Source organism: Rhodopseudomonas sp. B29 (genome assembly GCF_000333455.1).
GTDB lineage: Bacteria > Pseudomonadota > Alphaproteobacteria > Rhizobiales > Xanthobacteraceae > Rhodopseudomonas.
In genome coordinates, this window is record NZ_BADD01000264.1 from 1 (window position 1) to 14,890 (window position 14,890).

Consider the following 14,890-nt stretch of genomic DNA (forward strand, 5'->3'; position numbering starts at 1 on the left):
GCGAAAGATGAACTTGATCAGAAACTCGATCGGCTTCAGCGGGCTCATCATCAGGTTGCCGAGATTGCGCGCCCACATCTCTTCGAGAAACGAGATCGAGAAGCCGAGCTGACCGCGAAACAGGATGTCCCACAGGATCACTGCGCCGATCAGCGTGCCGCCGGCGCGCGCGAAGAAACCTGCATTCTGCGCCACGTAGCTCTGCAGGAAGCCCCAGGTGATGACTTGCAGCGCCGGCCAGTACACCAGCTCGAGCAGCCGTGGCCACGACGACAACAACAGATACCAATAGCGCTGCACCATCGCGGCGATGCGATGCCAGGCAATGCCGTGGCCGAGTTCGAGCGCTTCGATCAGGTACTTCATGATACGCTCACGCTCCGCTCGCCGCCCCGCGGCCGCGTGCGACGTCGAGGAAGACTTCCTCCATCGTGGCGCGGTTGTAGCGCGCCATGATGGCGGCCGGACTATCATCATCCTCGATGCGGCCGCGCTTCATGATGATGACGCGGTCGCACAGCCGCTCGACCTCCAGCATGTTGTGCGAGGCGAGGAGAATGGTGGCGTTCTGCTGCTTGCGATAATTCTCCAGATGCGAGCGGATCCAGTCGGCGGTGTCGGGATCGAGCGACGCAGTCGGCTCGTCGAGCAGCAATAGCTCGGGCCGATTGATCAGCGCTTTGGCGAGCGCCACGCGGGTCTTCTGCCCGGCCGAGAGTTTGCCCGAGGCGCGATCGATAAAGTCGATGAGGTCGAGCGCAGCGGCAAGTTCGGCGATCCGCGCCGGCAGATCCGAAACCGCATAGAGCTTGCCGAACACCGTCAGGTTCTGCCGGACAGTGAGGCGCGACGGCATGTCGAAATACGGGCTCTCGAAGTTCATCCGACCCAGCACGGCGGCACGCTCGTCCGGCATCGGATGGCCGAGCACGGCGACGCGGCCGGAGGTCGGCAACACCAGCCCCATGATCATCGAGATCGTGGTGGTCTTGCCGGCGCCGTTGCCGCCGAGCAGGCCGGTGATGCTGCCGCGCGGCACGCTGAACGAGATGCCATCGACCGCGCGCGTGGTCTTGTACTGCTTGACAAGATCGGCCACCGCGATCGCCGCAGAGGTAGCGACGAGCGCCGGGTCGGCGGCCCCAGTATCGGGATCGTGCGTCATGATGTCGGCTTCATCGGGGATTGTGAGGGCTGGCGCAAGCGCCGCTGACACCATCGGTCGCGGGCGCCCGAATTGTGATCGCGCAGGCGGAACGCTAGAGTCGGCGCATGACCGAGCTGTTCTCCGCCGATTTCCGCCACCCGCGCCGTCACGTCCGGCTCGATACCATCTTGCGGCTGCGCTGGCTGGCCGCGCTGGGCCAGCTCGCAGCGATCTTCGTCGTCGCCGAAGGGCTCGAGTTCGATTTCGCCGTCATTCCGTGTCTGGTCATCGTCGCGCTGTCGTCCTGCGTCAACCTGGCGCTGCAGATCGCGTTCAATCCGATGCAGCGCATGGTGCCGATCAATGCGGCGCTGCTGCTGGCGCTGAATATCGCCGAGCTCGCCGGGCTGCTGTACTTCACCGGTGGCCTGCAGAATCCGTTCTCGTTTCTTTTCCTCGGACCGGTGCTGATTGCCGCGACGTCGCTGCCGACCCGGCTGACGATCTCGCTGGGCGTCTTCGCCGCGGTCTGCGCCGGCGCGCTCGGCTACTTCCACGAGCCGCTGCCCTGGGCCGGCGACGAGCCGGTGGCGCTGCCCGAGATCTATCTGGTCGGCGTCTGGCTCTCGATCCTGCTGGCGATCGGCGTCACGAGTATCTACACCTTCCAGGTCACCGAAGAGGCGCGCAAACTGTCCGATGCGCTGTCGGCTGCCGAACTGGTGCTGGAACGCGAACAGCATCTCACCCAGCTCGATGGACTTGCGGCCGCCGCCGCGCATGAACTCGGCACACCGCTGTCGACGATCTTCCTGATCTCGCGCGAACTGGAAAAGACGGCCCCGGCCGACAGTCCCAACCTCTCGGATTTCCGCACCCTGCGCGAACAGGCGCAGCGCTGCCGCGAAATCCTCGGCAAGATCGCGCAGCTGTCCTCCGCGGGCGCGCCGTTCGACCGCATGCCGCTGTCGACCCTGATCGAAGAGGCGGTCGCGCCGCATCGCGACTTCGGCGTCGCCATCAAAGTCCGTGTCGCCGTCTCCGGCACTGCAGAGCCCGTCGTGACGCGGAACCCGGCGATTCTCTACGGCATCGGCAACATCCTGGAGAATGCCGTCGACTTCGCCCGCGACACCGTCGAGGTCAATGCGTGGTGGAACTCCGAGATGGTGCAGATCCAGGTCTCGGATGACGGCCCCGGCATCAAGCCGGATGTGCTCAAGCGCATCGGCGAACCGTATCTGTCGAAACGGCGGAGCCCCGACGATCCCAACCGCGAGCGCTCCGGCCTCGGCCTCGGCGTCTTCATCGCCCGCACGCTGCTCGAGCGTACCGGCGCCAAGGTGTCGTTCCGAAACAAGATCTTCCCGGACCACGGCGCCGTGGTCCAGCTGACGTGGCCGCGGGAGCGTTTCGAGACAGCCGAATCGCCCGAAAAAGCAGAGGCTTGAGCAGGGGCGCGCGATCCGGTCGCAGGGCCGCGGGGTTGGCAGTGTCGCACCCCAGCGCCATATCTGAATGAGACCTATGCCAAGGAGACCGTCGTGAACGCGATTCCCGAACTGACCGACCACGCCGATCGCTCGCTGCTGATCGTCGAGGACGACAAGCCGTTCCTGGAGCGGCTGTCGCGGGCGATGGAGACACGCGGGTTCAGCGTCACATCGTGTGACAGCGTCTCCAGTGGCCTTGCTCAAATCGGCAAGTCGGCGCCGGCGTTCGCGGTGGTCGATTTGCGGCTCGGTGACGGCAACGGTCTCGATGTCGTGTCGGCGCTCAAGAAGGAACGCCCCGACGCGCGCGCGATCGTGCTCACCGGCTACGGCAACATCGCCACCGCGGTCACGGCGGTGAAGATGGGCGCGGTCGACTATTTGTCGAAGCCGGCCGATGCGGACGACGTGGTCGCCGCGCTGCTCGCCACCGGCACCGACAAATCCGAACCGCCGCCGAACCCGATGTCGGCCGACCGCGTGCGCTGGGAGCACATCCAGCGCATCTACGAGATGTGCAACCGCAACGTCTCCGAAACCGCCCGCCGCCTCAACATGCACCGCAGAACGCTGCAACGCATTCTGGCCAAGCGCGCGCCGCGATAGAGCGCTTACTTCAAGCAAAAGCGTCGTCATTCCGGGGCGCGAGCGCAGCTCGCGAACCCGGAATCTGCAGCGCAGAACAGCTCGAGATTCCGGGTTCGCTCACTTCGTGAGCGCCCCGGAATGACGAGACGCGCAACTACTCCACAAATCCCTGCGGATCGATGAGTCGCCCCAGCCGTCCCGCCGCAGCTAGTGCAAAACGCAGCATCATCACTTTGCGGGTCGCGGCGGGGAGTTTGTGCTCCGGCGCCTCGCAATGCATGTGAGCGCCGTAGCCGTCCGCGACGATCAGTCCGCAATCGGCCGGGAAGATCTCGCACGGCAGGTCCTGGGTGAAGGCGAAGAACAGCCGGTCGCAGTGCAGGCGATAGTCCGGCCATTTCTGGTCGGCGCGCAGATCCGCCATCGACGATTTGATCTCGACAATCCAGATCTCGCCGCGCTCGTTGAGCGCCACCAGATCGGCACGCCGGCCGGACGGCAGCGGCAACTCGCTGACGCAGGCGAAGCCGTGCGAGCGCAGCAGCCGTGTCGTGCCGCGCGCGATCGCGAGCGCAGTCTCGGATTGCCGCAAATCCGGCGGCGGAATTTTTTGAACGGCATTCGATTCCATCGCGTCCAAGTCTAGCCGAAACAAGCGCCCGCCCCCAAGCACAAGGCTGGTTCCGCTTCGGCAATCGAGCCGCTGCACGCCGCCATGCGCGGCGACGGTGGAGTCTTGCGTGCGGGCGCGGGGGCGCCGGAGACCTTAAGATGAACCGCATCACGCTTCGCAACGCGCTGCTCGCCGCTGCGCTGACGCTTCCGTTCGCCTTCAGCTCGGCCGCGCAAGCGCGCCCGGTCGTCGAGGTCGCTTTCGTCCTCGATACCACCGGCTCGATGAGCGGACTGATCGAGGGCGCAAAACGCAAGATCTGGTCGATCGCCACCGCGATCGTCGACGATTGGCCGGACGCCGACATCCGCATCGGCCTCGTCGCCTATCGCGACATCGGCGACGACTACGTCACCCGCAAGGTCGACCTGACCACTGATATTCAGGACGTCTACGCCAAGCTCCTGGAGCTGCAAGCGCGCGGCGGCGGCGATTGGCCGGAGAGCGTCAACGAAGCGCTCGATATCGCCGTCAACAAGCTGAATTGGACCGAGGGACGCGACGCTCACCGCATCGTCTTCCTGGTCGGCGACGCACCGCCGCACATGGACTACGCGCAGGACACCAAATACCCGGCGACGCTGGCGGTGGCGCGGCAGAAGGACATCATCGTCAATGCCGTCCAGGCCGGCAACGCGCGCGACACCGAGCGGGTCTGGCACGACATCGCCCAGCAAGGCGACGGCCGCTACATCCCGATTCCTCAGGACGGCGGCCCGGTCGTGGTGATCGAGACGCCCTACGATCAGGACATCATCATCCTGCAGGAACAGATCAACAAGACGGTGATCCCCTATGGTCCGCCGCCGATGCAGCGGCGCACCGAAGAGAAGGCCCGACAACTGTCGAGCGTCGCCGCCGCGGCACCGGCATCGGCCTCAGACATGGCGAGCTACATCAACAAACGCGCGGTGCGCTCCGCAGAGGCCGTCACCGGCGGCGACCTCGTCAGCGAAATCAGCTCCGGCCGCAAGAAGCTCGACGAGGTCAAGGACGAAGAGCTGCCGGCCAGCCTGCGGGCGTTGCCGGCTCCGCAGCGCGCCGCCAAGCTGGAAGCCGAACTGCAGACCCGCAAGGCGCTGAATGAGAAGCTCGCGACTCTGGTGAAGCAACGCGACGCCTATCTGGCGAACCACCGGGACAAAGCGCCGAAAGACAAGTCCTCGTTCGATCGCCAAGTCGAAGCCGCGCTGAAGGTGCAACTAAAGCGATAGAGACTCGCTGCTCGCGATCATTGTTTGGCCGTAGCAGCGCCGCAGTGAAAACCTTCATCCCTCGCGCATGCGGGGGACCCAGTATTCCAGTGCGTCGATGCTCTACATCTTCATCACAAACGCTCTGGGATACTGGGTCGCCCGGACAAGCCGGGCGATGACCGCCGAGTGGGGAGCGGGCGCCGCGCTCCAGCAAAAGCGCCTGCGAGCCAAGCGGTTCTACCGTCTTTGACTTGCCACGTTCATCGCGGCATTGTTCGGGCATGACCGAGACCCAGAGCACTGAGCCCCAGAGCAAAGCCAAAGCCGGCGCCGCCATCGTTCCTGTGACGCCGTTTCAGCAGAACTGCACGCTGCTGTGGTGCGAAGCCACGCGCAAGGCGGTGGTGATCGATCCCGGCGGGGACGTGCCGGAAATCCTGGCGGCGATCGAGAACGCCAACATCAAGGTCGAGGCGATCTGGCTGACGCACGGCCACATCGATCACGTCGGCGGCGCCGCCGATCTGCGCGATGCGCTGAAAGTCGAGATCGTCGGCCCGCATCGCGACGATCAATTTCTGCTCGACAACGTCGTCAACTCCGGTCGCAGCTTCGGCATCACCGGCGTGCGGGACGTGACGCCGGATCGCTGGCTCGACGAGGGCGATACCGTCAGCATCGGTGAGCTGAGCTTCCGCATCCTGCACTGCCCCGGCCATTCGCCGGGCAGCGTTGTCTTCTTCAACGAGCCGATGCGCTTCGCCTTCGTCGGTGACGTGCTGTTTGCCGGCTCGGTCGGTCGGACCGACCTGCCCGGCGGCGATCATGCCACCCTGATCAAGTCGATCACCGACAAGCTGCTGCCGCTCGGTGACGATGTCGGCTTTATCTGCGGACACGGCCCCGGCTCGAGCATCGGCCAGGAGCGCCTGACCAACCCATTCCTGACCTGAAGCGTGTAGGGCCGAACCTTCTAACGGTTCGGTTGTTCGCCAAAAGATTGCATCGATACCAGCCTGTGTTCTTCTAGGCGAAGACGTCATACTTTAGTGACAAACCTCGGGATGTTACGAGGCCAAAGACTGTATTCCTTCTGTTAGCTGTTCCGCTGGGAATGGGCGGCGGGACTACAGTATGAACATCGAGCTCAACGATGAGCCGCTCGAGAGGTATTGCGTCGTCGACACGGCGGATGCCGATGTCTTTGGACAAGCCTTCATCACCACGTTCGATGGCCGCCATTTTGAAGCCGGTGACGGCTTCCGCATTCGCGCCAATTTCGCCCAGTTGGAGGATCTGTCGCTCGGCTATGTGGCGGGGAATGGTCCGCTGGCGGTGGAATTCCCCGAGATGTGCTGCGCCCGGCTGCAGATCGCGCTGTCGGGCCACTTCCTCAGCCGCACCGGTTCCGACACGATCCAGATCGACCGTCAGCAGGCCTGCATCGTCTCGCCTGAACGGGCGCTGCGCACCGAGCACGATGTTCCGTTTCAGCTCCTGCTGCTGCGGGTTCGGACGGAGGCGCTCGAGCGGAAGTTGACCGCGCTGCTCGGAGCTCGCCCCAAGGCGCCGATAGAATTCGACGCCGCGTCCAACAACTCCATGCCACAGGCGGTCAATCTGCGGCACCTGCTGATGTTCTTCGCCTGCCAGCTCGACGCGCCGGTGCAGCCGCCGCCTTTGGTGCTGGCGGAATTGCAGCAGACGATCGCGCTGATGTTCCTGACTGCGAATCCGAATACGTATAGCCGTCAGATCGCGGCGGAGGAGCGCGACATCGCCCCGCGCTACGTGCGGCAGATCGAGGAATATATCGAGGCCAATTGGATGCGGCCGATCAATATCGAAAAGCTGGCGGCCCTCACCGGAATAAGCGCCCGCGGCATCTTCAAGGGCTTTCAGCGGACCCGTGGCTATTCACCGATGGCGTTTGCAAAGCGAGTCCGGCTGGAGCGCGCCCGGGCGATGCTGATCGATGGTGAAAGCGCCACGACGACAGTCACATCGGCGGCGTTCGCTTGCGGCTTCGCCAACCTCGGCCATTTCGCCAAGTACTATCGCGAGATGTTCGGCGAGCGCCCATCGGACACCCTGCAGCGCGCCCGCGGATAGAAAAAGGAATGGCCGAGGCGAGCCCGGCCATTCCTGTTTCGATTACTCGATGACTTCGACGATGCGGTGAGTACGCGGGTCGACCAGCACGGTGCGGTCGTTGACCACAGTGTAGCGATAGCTGCGCGCCGGGCCGTATTCGTCCGGCACCTCGTAATAAGTCACGCCGGACGCCGGCAGCACCGCGCCGACGCGCACTTCGTCGCGGTAGTGATACGACGGATGATGCTGTTCGACCACGTAGGTGCGGAACCGCGGACGATCGTCGACGCCCAGGATGCTCGAGACGCCGCCGACCACGCCGCCGATGGTGCCGCCGACGATGGCGCCGACGGGTCCGGCTGCGCGTTCGCCCTCGCGCGCACCCCGATCGATGCCGCCCGGCACACCCTGTGCGTTGGCGATCGCCGGCAGGGCGAGGGTCAGGACCGTCGCGGCGGCCAGGACAAAGCGGTTGCTCATTTGAAACTCCAATAGCTGATGAAGACGCTGAATAAGTCCGCGCTTGCTGATCGGTTCCGAGGGAACGGCGCGGCAACGCACGAAACGGCTTCACGCATGGAGTCGGATTGTTGCAGGCAGGCTAGTTCGCGAGCATCGCCCGGATGCGTTTCGACAATTCGTCGAGATCGAACGGCTTGGTGATCAGCCCCATGTCCGACAACAGGAAATCACCGGAGATCGCGGTTTCGGCGTAACCGGTCATCAACAGCACCTTGATGCCGGGGCGCAGCTCGCGAGCCTGTTCGGCAAGCTGTCGGCCGTTGATTCCGGGCAGCCCGATGTCGGTGAGCAGCAGGTCGATCGGCAACGCCCCCCGAAGCGCAGCGAGTCCCGACGGCCCATCGCTGGCTTCGGCGACTCGATACCCGCTGTCGCGCAACATCTCGACGAGGCTGGAGCGCACCACCGGCTCGTCCTCGACCACCAGCACGCTTTCGCCGCGGGCGGAGGAAGCTCGCGCCGGCGCGGTGGCACGCGCTGACGCCGGCACAGCGTGGAGATCGCGCGGCAGCACCAGCGTCACCGTGGTGCCGACGCCGGGCTTGCTATCGATACGGGCGTGGCCGTTGGACTGCTGGGCAAAGCCGTAGATCATCGACAAGCCCAGCCCGGTGCCGTGGCCGAGCGGCTTGGTGGTGAAGAACGGATCGAAGGCTCGCGCGGCCACCTCCTCGGTCATGCCGGCGCCTGTGTCACCGACCATGACACCGACATAGTCGCCGGCGGCGAGCGGTAGACCAGCCACCGCGTGCGCATCGAGATTGCGGGTCGCAATGGTGATGCGTCCGCCATCCGGCATGGCGTCGCGGGCGTTGATGACGAGGTTGAGCAGCGCGCTTTCGAGCTGGTTGGGATCGCAACGCGTCGGCCAGACATCGGCCGCGGCGTCGATCTCCAGATCGATCGCTTCGCCAATGGTCCGGCGCAACAAATCTTCGAGCGAAAACACCAGCGCGTTGACGTCGACCTGCTTGGGTACCAGCGGCTGCCGGCGCGCGAAGGCGAGCAGCCGGTGCGTCAGCGCCGCGGCGCGGTTGGCCGAGGTCATCGCTGCGTCGATGTAGCGGCCGACATTCTCGATGCGTCCCTGCGCGATGCGGGTCCGCATCAAATCGAGCGAGCCGACGATGCCGGTGAGCAGATTGTTGAAATCGTGCGCGATGCCTCCCGTGAGCTGGCCGACGGCCTCCATCTTCTGGGCCTGCCGCAGCGCTTCCTCGGCCGCCTTCAGGCGCTCTGCCGCCGCCTTCTCGGCGGTGATGTCGCGCGCGACCGCGTAGTTGGCCTCGACGTCACTGACGCCGGTGAAGGACAGCCAGCGATAGCTGCCGTCGGCGTGGCGCAGGCGGCTCTCGAACCGCACGGTGATCGCCTCTGTGCCGAGCCGGCGCAGCTGCGCCGTGGTCCAGCCGTCGTCGTCCGGATGTTCGAGCCAGGCGGCGGTCTTGCCGAGCAGTTCGACCGGGGTCCACCCCAGCGTCCGGGTCCAGGCCGGGTTGACGGTGCGCCAGACGCCGTTGCGGTCCGCCACCAGCATCAGATCCTGCGACACGTTCCAGATGCGATCGCGTTCGCGGGTTTTTTCCTGAACGCGTTGCTCCAGGGTCGCATTCAGCGTCGCGAGCTGATCGGCGAGCCGGCGTGCCGCCTCCTCGCTCTGCTGCAGCGCCTGCTCGGCGAGCACCTGCTCGGTGACGTCGGTATGGGCTCCGACCAGGCGGACTGCTTTGCCGGCTGCGTCGCGCTCGATCAGAGCGCGCACAGAGATCCAGCGGGTCTCGCCGTCGTTCGGGCGGATGATGCGATAACGAGCGGAGTAATCGCGGACATCGCCGGCGACGGCTTCGAGGAATTGTCGCTCGGTCGCGGCGCGATCATCGGGATGAACGCGGTTGACCCAGTCCTGATGTGTCTCCTGCGCGGCGTCCGGCGGCAGGCCGTGCACCAGCAGATATTCGGGCGAGCGGCGGTTGCGGAAGCCGGAGCGCAGATCGACCTCGAGCCCGCCGATGCGGCCGATCTGCTGCACCCGCGCCAGTTCGGCCTCGCGCTCGCGCAGCGCGAACTGGGCCTGGATATCGGCGGTGACGTCGCGGCACACAACCAGCACGCCGCCGACCTTGTCGTCCTGATCGATCGGGCTGAAGCCGTAGGTCCAGTAAACGTCTTCACGGCGGCCGTAGCGCGTCACCGGCACGAGCTGATTCTCGTTCCAGGTCGCACCGCCGCCGCTCATCACCTGATCGATCTGCGGACCGATGATGTCCCAGATCTCGGCCCAGCACTCGCGGCCGCGCTGACCGAGTGCGCTCGGATGACGTTCCGGTCCCATCGTCTGACGATAGGCATCGTTGTAGAACTGGATCAGTTCGTCGCCCCACCAGATGAACATCGGGTGGTTGCTGTTGAGCACGAGGCGGAGTGCGGTGCGCAGACTCTGCGGCCATCCGGTCGGCGCGCCGAGCAGCGAGGAGTTCCAATCATAGGCGCGGATCAGCGCGCCCATTTCGCCGCCGCCGGTCAGGAAGTCGGAGAGAGGCGGCCGATTGAGATCCAACATTCGATACAATCAGCAACACGATCAGGCTGCGGGAATCGCAGCCGATCATTTGCGACACTATCGGGAAACCGTTGCGGCTCCGTCAATGCGGAACCAGCTATTTGAGCAGCCCGGCGGCGGTGAGCGCGCGATTGATCGCACCGCCAATGTCGAGACCACGCCCGCTTTGCTGGTTTTGCTTGCCAGCGTGTGACCCGGGATGACCGTCGGGACGGCGCTTGAAGGCATAGGCGACATCTTTGACCAGATCCGTCGCTGCCTTGCGCGGCTTCGCACGGGCGGTTCCATGCTCGGCATGGTGTGGTTCCGAGCGATGAGCTGCGTCTGCCGCAGGCTTCGCCCAAGGCTGATGCACGCGGCTCGTCAGACCGAAGAATTGCGCGATGTGGTACGAAGACGAGATCCCGGCCGCAAGCAGATAAGGACCGGCGACGCCGAGCGGATGGTCGTTGGCGGCAACGCCGAGCGGCGTGCCGTGTGCCATGTCGGCGATGCTGTAGGACTCCACCACGATCTCGCCGCTGGAATTTTTCCATTGCAGCCGGCGCTGGCCGTCGACCTTGCCTTTGGTCGTTGGCGCCTCGGTCAAGCCATGCAGATCAAGCCATTGCCGCACCAGCGCGTCGGCATTGTGCGGATCGACGGTGCGGTCGGCGCTGCCGTGCCACACCGACAATTTGGGCCACGGTCCCTTGTGCTGCGTGGCGTGGCGAACCAGAGCGCCGAGTTCCTGCGACGACAGCGTGGGCGCGTGGCGCATGGCGCCGAGCCCGGCGCGGACATTGTGGGCGACGCCGTACGGCAGGCCGGCGATCACGGCGCCGCCGGCGAACACGTCCGGATAGGTCGCCAGCATCACGGCCGTCATGGCGCCGCCTGCGGACAGGCCGGTGACGAAGATGCGGGCCCGGTCGATCGGATGGCTGGTCGCCATCGCCTCTACCATGGCGCGGATCGAGCCGGCCTCGCCGCTGTCGCGGCGGATGTCGTCCGAGGAAAACCAATTGAAGCAGACATTGGGGTTGTTGCTGCGGCGCTGCTCCGGCGCCAGGACGGCAAAGCCGTAGCGTCGAGCAAGCGCACACCAGCCGGCGCCGATCTCATAGTCCGTTGCCGTCTGGGTGCAGCCGTGCAGCACGACCACCAGCGGAATCTTGCCGGACAATCCTTCAGGCACGAAGGACAGCATGCGCAGCGCGCCGGGGTTGTCACCGAAATCGGCCGTCTCGATCAGCGGACTGTCGCCCTTTGACGCTGTCCAGTCGCCGTTCACCCCGCCCAGACCGCTCAGCTTGTTCAGCTGGCGCAAGAATTCGACGTTATCTTTCAAGGACAAGGCACGCTCCTGGTCTGTCCGGCCGCGCTTCTCATATAGATGCTGCACTGCAAAAAAGAAGATGTCGGTCGAATGCCCGCGCGTTCCGTGACTAGACGTGAACCGAGGAGAGGCGGCAACCGCTGGTCCAAAAAAAATCCCGCGCGCCCAAGGACGCGCAGGTCAGTCTGGGAGGAAGTCTGGAGAACTTCCCGGCCGAAGCGTTACTTCATGCCTTCGCCGGACATGCCCGTTTTCTTCTTGGTGTGCTTGCTGGTGTGCTTGCCGGACATTCCGGTCGTGGTCTTGCTCATGCCCGAGTTCATGCCGGAGTCGGACTTCATGCCGGCTCCCGAGTTCATGCCGGCGCCGGTGCCGTTCGACATCGTGTCGCCGCTTTGAGTCGAAGTCTGACCCGACGGGCCGGTCTGAGCCGCGGCAGGCCCGATCGCCAGCGCTGCAATTGCCGCTGCGCCGAGCGCAGCAAAGATGGTGTTCTTCATGGGGCCGCTCCTGTTGGTAGGTACGCTGGGCAACCAGAAAGGTATTTGAATGTTCCTTGCCCTGAGGCTCGTCGCAGCGCTCGGCGTGACCAAACGGATCAGGATCCGGTGATCGGTTCGCGAGGCAGATGCGGCGAGCGACCAAGGTCGATTTGACAAGCGCAGCCGGCGCAGCCCACAGAGCCCGAACGATCGGCAACCCCGACCGCCCGCGTTCCCGTTCGCAGAGTGACCGATCGCCGATGTACGACATCTTCAAGTTCATCCACATTGTCGGCGTCGTCGTGCTGGTCGGCAATGTGACCATCACGGCGTTCTGGAAAGCGTTTTCCGATCTCACCCGTGATCCGAAGATCATCGCCCACGCGCAACGCGGCGTCACGGTCACGGATTTCATCTTCACGATGCTCGGCATCGCGCTGATCATCATCGGCGGCTACGGCATGGCGCTGATCAAAGATCTGCCGCTGTTCTCGGCGTTCTGGCTGGTCGCCGGTCAGGCACTGTTCATCGTCTCCGGCATCATGTGGCTCGGCGTGCTGGTGCCGCTGCAGATCCGCCAGGCGCGGATGGCCCGCGGCTTCGCCCAGGGCGGCGACATTCCCGAACAATATCGCCGTGACGGCCGCGTCTGGCTGGTGGTCGGCATCATCGCCACCGTGCCGCTGGTTGCGGCGGTGTTCGTGATGGTGTTCAAGTTCTGAGAACATGGACGGAACGGCTGCCGCCTTCAGCGAGTAGGGAATGGTCGACATGCCCGTCGAAGAAATCACGCCGCCGCTCGATGCCGAAGCACTGCTATCAGGTGCGCAATTCGTCGACGCCTTTCGGATCGGCATCGGCGACAGGCAGCTCGATGCACGTCAAGCCGCGATCCAGATGATCGAGCATGGCCCGCGCTGGATCGATGCGCTGATGCGGCTACGTAATCTACTGGTGACACCCTTCGGGCTGAAAACGCCGCGGCCGGACGCTGCATCCGCGGGAGACAGTATCGGCATCTTCCCCGTGCGCAGCGAGACGCCGCAGCGGATCGTCGCCGGCTTCGACGATCATCATCTCGACTTCCGCGTGGTGATCGATGTCGAAGGTGCGGCAGCCGGTCGTCACGTGGTGGCATCGACCCTGGTACGCACTCACAACCTGCTGGGCCGCACTTACTTGGCCACCATCATGCCGTTCCACCGCCTGGTGGTGCAGGCGATGCTGCGCCGGCTAGCCACATAAAGGTCCTACGCAGTCCGAATCTTCAATGCATGCGCGGCTAATGGTACAGTCTCAAGGATTTTGCTTCACTGGTGACGCGATTGATGTACTCCGCGCCCTTCCTTCGAATACTTTTAGGTAACGATCTCTTCTGCAATCGTGCTCGTACATGCACAGCAGAAGCCATAGTCGCTGCCATACAGGATCGTCCGGCCCGAGGTATTCTATCGTCAGGCCTAGCGCCGCAGCCTCTTTATGATCAATGACAGAACCGTGAGAGAAGTACGTGTCACGTGAGGAGAGCTTCGCCACTGCTGTCTCGACGTCCTGCGCCGAACGCCCTTTCATCATTCCGTCCGAAAGAAGCGTCTTAGCTAGAGTGCGCGTCTGCTGGAGCGCGTACTTGCCATACATATGCAATGGAAAATTCTGCTGCTCAATCTGCGGCTGCTCAAGAACCGAACACGGGATACCCTGCACAAGGGGTTCGATCGGCCCCAATTCCGAAGTTGGTCCCATGACGATTGACTTTGCAGCCAACCCAAGCAGCGTGCCATTACTTTTCGCTGCATTAACTACAATCACTCTGAGGTCGGAAACCAAGTTGCGGATGAGAGATATCAACCCTTCCGTCGCATCGGTCATACCGCCGACCGTCTCAAGAAGAAGATCGACTGGTTTCCCGTCGACATCCCCTAGCAACTCGGCCATCAGAGCGCAGTCACCGGAGTCGATTTGGACGTTCTCAAATCGATTGGTAAAATATACGACAAGCCGTCTCTTCGTCAGCTCCTCAAGATCGCGGATTAGGAGTTGACGTAGGTAGCGATCCTTCTGCTCTACCCAAAAGAGTGGCGATTGCGACGGCAGCTCAGCGCTTCTGGGAAATCTCTCGGCGCTCATCGGGTGAATCCTTTTTGAAGTCTCCACCTCTTATCACGCGATTCATAGCCTCGAAATCTGGATCACGTTCGCGCGGCTTCGAAACAACATGCGTGTTGACTCGATTGCCGGTACCCTTTGGAGCGGTGACCTCTGAAAGCTTGGTTGCGCCTAGGAATTCCATCACAGCCACCCTGAAATCAAATTCGAGAATCACTCTGAATCGGCTTCGAATCCGAAGTCAAGTTAAACTCAGCCACCCGCGAATGTTCCTAGAAATATGACGTACAGGTGCAGCAGCCAGGATGCGTTGAGCTGGTGTTGAAGTGGGCTGATCCACACCCCCGGAGGCGCGTCTAACGCTCTGACGGCTCCTCAACCGGGACTGAAGGGCCATCCGGCTTGGTCCATTCCACCACGCGCCGGTCGAGGTCGCGGAAGTTGCGGTTCATCTGCTCGAAAGCGAAACCGAGCGCGAAGAAGCGCTCCGCCTGCTCGCCGGACAATTGCCGGGTCGCACCGTCGCGCCGCACCGCCGCGACCGCCGCCGCATAGGCGGCAAGCGCTTCGGGCACCGGCGCCAGCGGCGGCGCATCGTGCCGGCTGCGCAACGCGGTGGCGACCGCGGTGAGATAACCGGTGGCGGCGATCCGATACTGAGCCAGCGTTTCGCCGAGCCGCTCCTGCAAAGGCTGCGGCAGAGGTGCGCCG

General features: G+C 64.0%; 15 protein-coding genes and 2 pseudogenes. 7 read left to right on the plus strand and 10 right to left on the minus strand.

From position 1 onward, the window contains the following. Positions 1–366 (minus strand): annotated as a pseudogene (locus tag I5M_RS09600) (ABC transporter permease); the annotation flags it as partial. A 7-nt stretch (positions 367–373) separates the two neighbouring features. Continuing rightward, on the minus strand, positions 374–1,165 hold the full coding sequence (locus tag I5M_RS09605; protein WP_031335970.1) for an ABC transporter ATP-binding protein: 792 nt from the start codon (positions 1,163–1,165) through the stop codon (positions 374–376). A 107-nt stretch (positions 1,166–1,272) separates the two neighbouring features. On the opposite strand from I5M_RS09605, the gene I5M_RS09610 reads away from it, so the two are divergent. Then, positions 1,273–2,598 (plus strand): ActS/PrrB/RegB family redox-sensitive histidine kinase, encoded by a 1,326-nt coding sequence (locus tag I5M_RS09610; RefSeq protein WP_022721205.1) that lies wholly within the window; start codon positions 1,273–1,275, stop codon positions 2,596–2,598. 93 nt (positions 2,599–2,691) lie between these two features. Next, positions 2,692–3,246, plus strand: a complete 555-nt coding sequence (locus I5M_RS09615) for an ActR/PrrA/RegA family redox response regulator transcription factor (RefSeq protein WP_022721206.1) — start codon at positions 2,692–2,694, stop codon at positions 3,244–3,246. A gap of 136 nt (positions 3,247–3,382) precedes the next feature. On the opposite strand, the gene I5M_RS09620 is transcribed toward I5M_RS09615, so the two are convergent. Continuing rightward, a complete protein-coding gene (locus I5M_RS09620) occupies positions 3,383–3,859 on the minus strand; it encodes an MmcB family DNA repair protein (protein ID WP_022721207.1) in 477 nt (158 codons plus the stop codon). Between the two features lie 140 nt (positions 3,860–3,999). Here I5M_RS09620 and I5M_RS09625 point away from each other — a divergent pair, with 140 nt between their 5' ends. The 3 genes from I5M_RS09625 (at position 4,000) to I5M_RS09640 (ending at position 7,209) form a co-directional block, all read left to right on the plus strand. Further along, positions 4,000–5,115: a VWA domain-containing protein gene (locus I5M_RS09625; protein WP_022721208.1), complete on the plus strand. Its 1,116-nt coding sequence runs from the start codon at positions 4,000–4,002 to the stop codon at positions 5,113–5,115. A gap of 263 nt (positions 5,116–5,378) precedes the next feature. Then, positions 5,379–6,050 (plus strand): MBL fold metallo-hydrolase, encoded by a 672-nt coding sequence (locus I5M_RS09635; RefSeq protein ID WP_022721210.1) that lies wholly within the window; start codon positions 5,379–5,381, stop codon positions 6,048–6,050. Between the two features lie 181 nt (positions 6,051–6,231). Beyond that, entirely contained in the window at positions 6,232–7,209 is a 978-nt protein-coding gene (locus tag I5M_RS09640; RefSeq protein ID WP_022721211.1) for an AraC family transcriptional regulator, read from the plus strand. 42 nt (positions 7,210–7,251) lie between these two features. Here the strand turns inward: I5M_RS09640 and I5M_RS09645 are convergent, their stop codons facing one another. The 4 genes from I5M_RS09645 to I5M_RS09660 form a co-directional block, all read right to left on the minus strand. Further along, positions 7,252–7,671 (minus strand): DUF1236 domain-containing protein, encoded by a 420-nt coding sequence (locus I5M_RS09645; RefSeq protein WP_022721212.1) that lies wholly within the window; start codon positions 7,669–7,671, stop codon positions 7,252–7,254. Positions 7,672–7,792: 121 nt separating this feature from the next. After that, complete coding sequence (locus I5M_RS09650) at positions 7,793–10,273, minus strand: hybrid sensor histidine kinase/response regulator (RefSeq protein ID WP_022721213.1); 2,481 nt, start codon at positions 10,271–10,273, stop codon at positions 7,793–7,795. Positions 10,274–10,370: 97 nt separating this feature from the next. Then, on the minus strand, positions 10,371–11,609 hold the full coding sequence (locus I5M_RS09655; RefSeq protein ID WP_031335971.1) for a PHB depolymerase family esterase: 1,239 nt from the start codon (positions 11,607–11,609) through the stop codon (positions 10,371–10,373). A gap of 203 nt (positions 11,610–11,812) precedes the next feature. Beyond that, positions 11,813–12,091, minus strand: coding sequence for a hypothetical protein (locus I5M_RS09660; protein ID WP_022721215.1), 279 nt, complete (start codon positions 12,089–12,091; stop codon positions 11,813–11,815). Between the two features lie 242 nt (positions 12,092–12,333). Here I5M_RS09660 and I5M_RS09665 point away from each other — a divergent pair, with 242 nt between their 5' ends. After that, positions 12,334–12,795, plus strand: a complete 462-nt coding sequence (locus I5M_RS09665) for a DUF2269 family protein (RefSeq protein ID WP_022721216.1) — start codon at positions 12,334–12,336, stop codon at positions 12,793–12,795. A gap of 49 nt (positions 12,796–12,844) precedes the next feature. After that, complete coding sequence (locus I5M_RS09670) at positions 12,845–13,318, plus strand: DUF2867 domain-containing protein (RefSeq protein WP_031335972.1); 474 nt, start codon at positions 12,845–12,847, stop codon at positions 13,316–13,318. Between the two features lie 51 nt (positions 13,319–13,369). Here I5M_RS09670 and I5M_RS09675 read toward each other — a convergent pair whose 3' ends face one another. The 3 genes and pseudogenes from I5M_RS09675 to I5M_RS32680 all read right to left on the minus strand — a co-directional run. Continuing rightward, complete coding sequence (locus I5M_RS09675; protein ID WP_022721218.1) at positions 13,370–14,200, minus strand: hypothetical protein; 831 nt, start codon at positions 14,198–14,200, stop codon at positions 13,370–13,372. Next, positions 14,169–14,396, minus strand: coding sequence for a hypothetical protein (locus I5M_RS32675; RefSeq protein WP_159103985.1), 228 nt, complete (start codon positions 14,394–14,396; stop codon positions 14,169–14,171). Before I5M_RS32675 ends, I5M_RS09675 begins: the two co-directional genes overlap by 32 nt. Before the next feature lie 139 nt (positions 14,397–14,535). After that, positions 14,536–14,890: pseudogene (locus I5M_RS32680) on the minus strand (FUSC family protein); the annotation flags it as partial.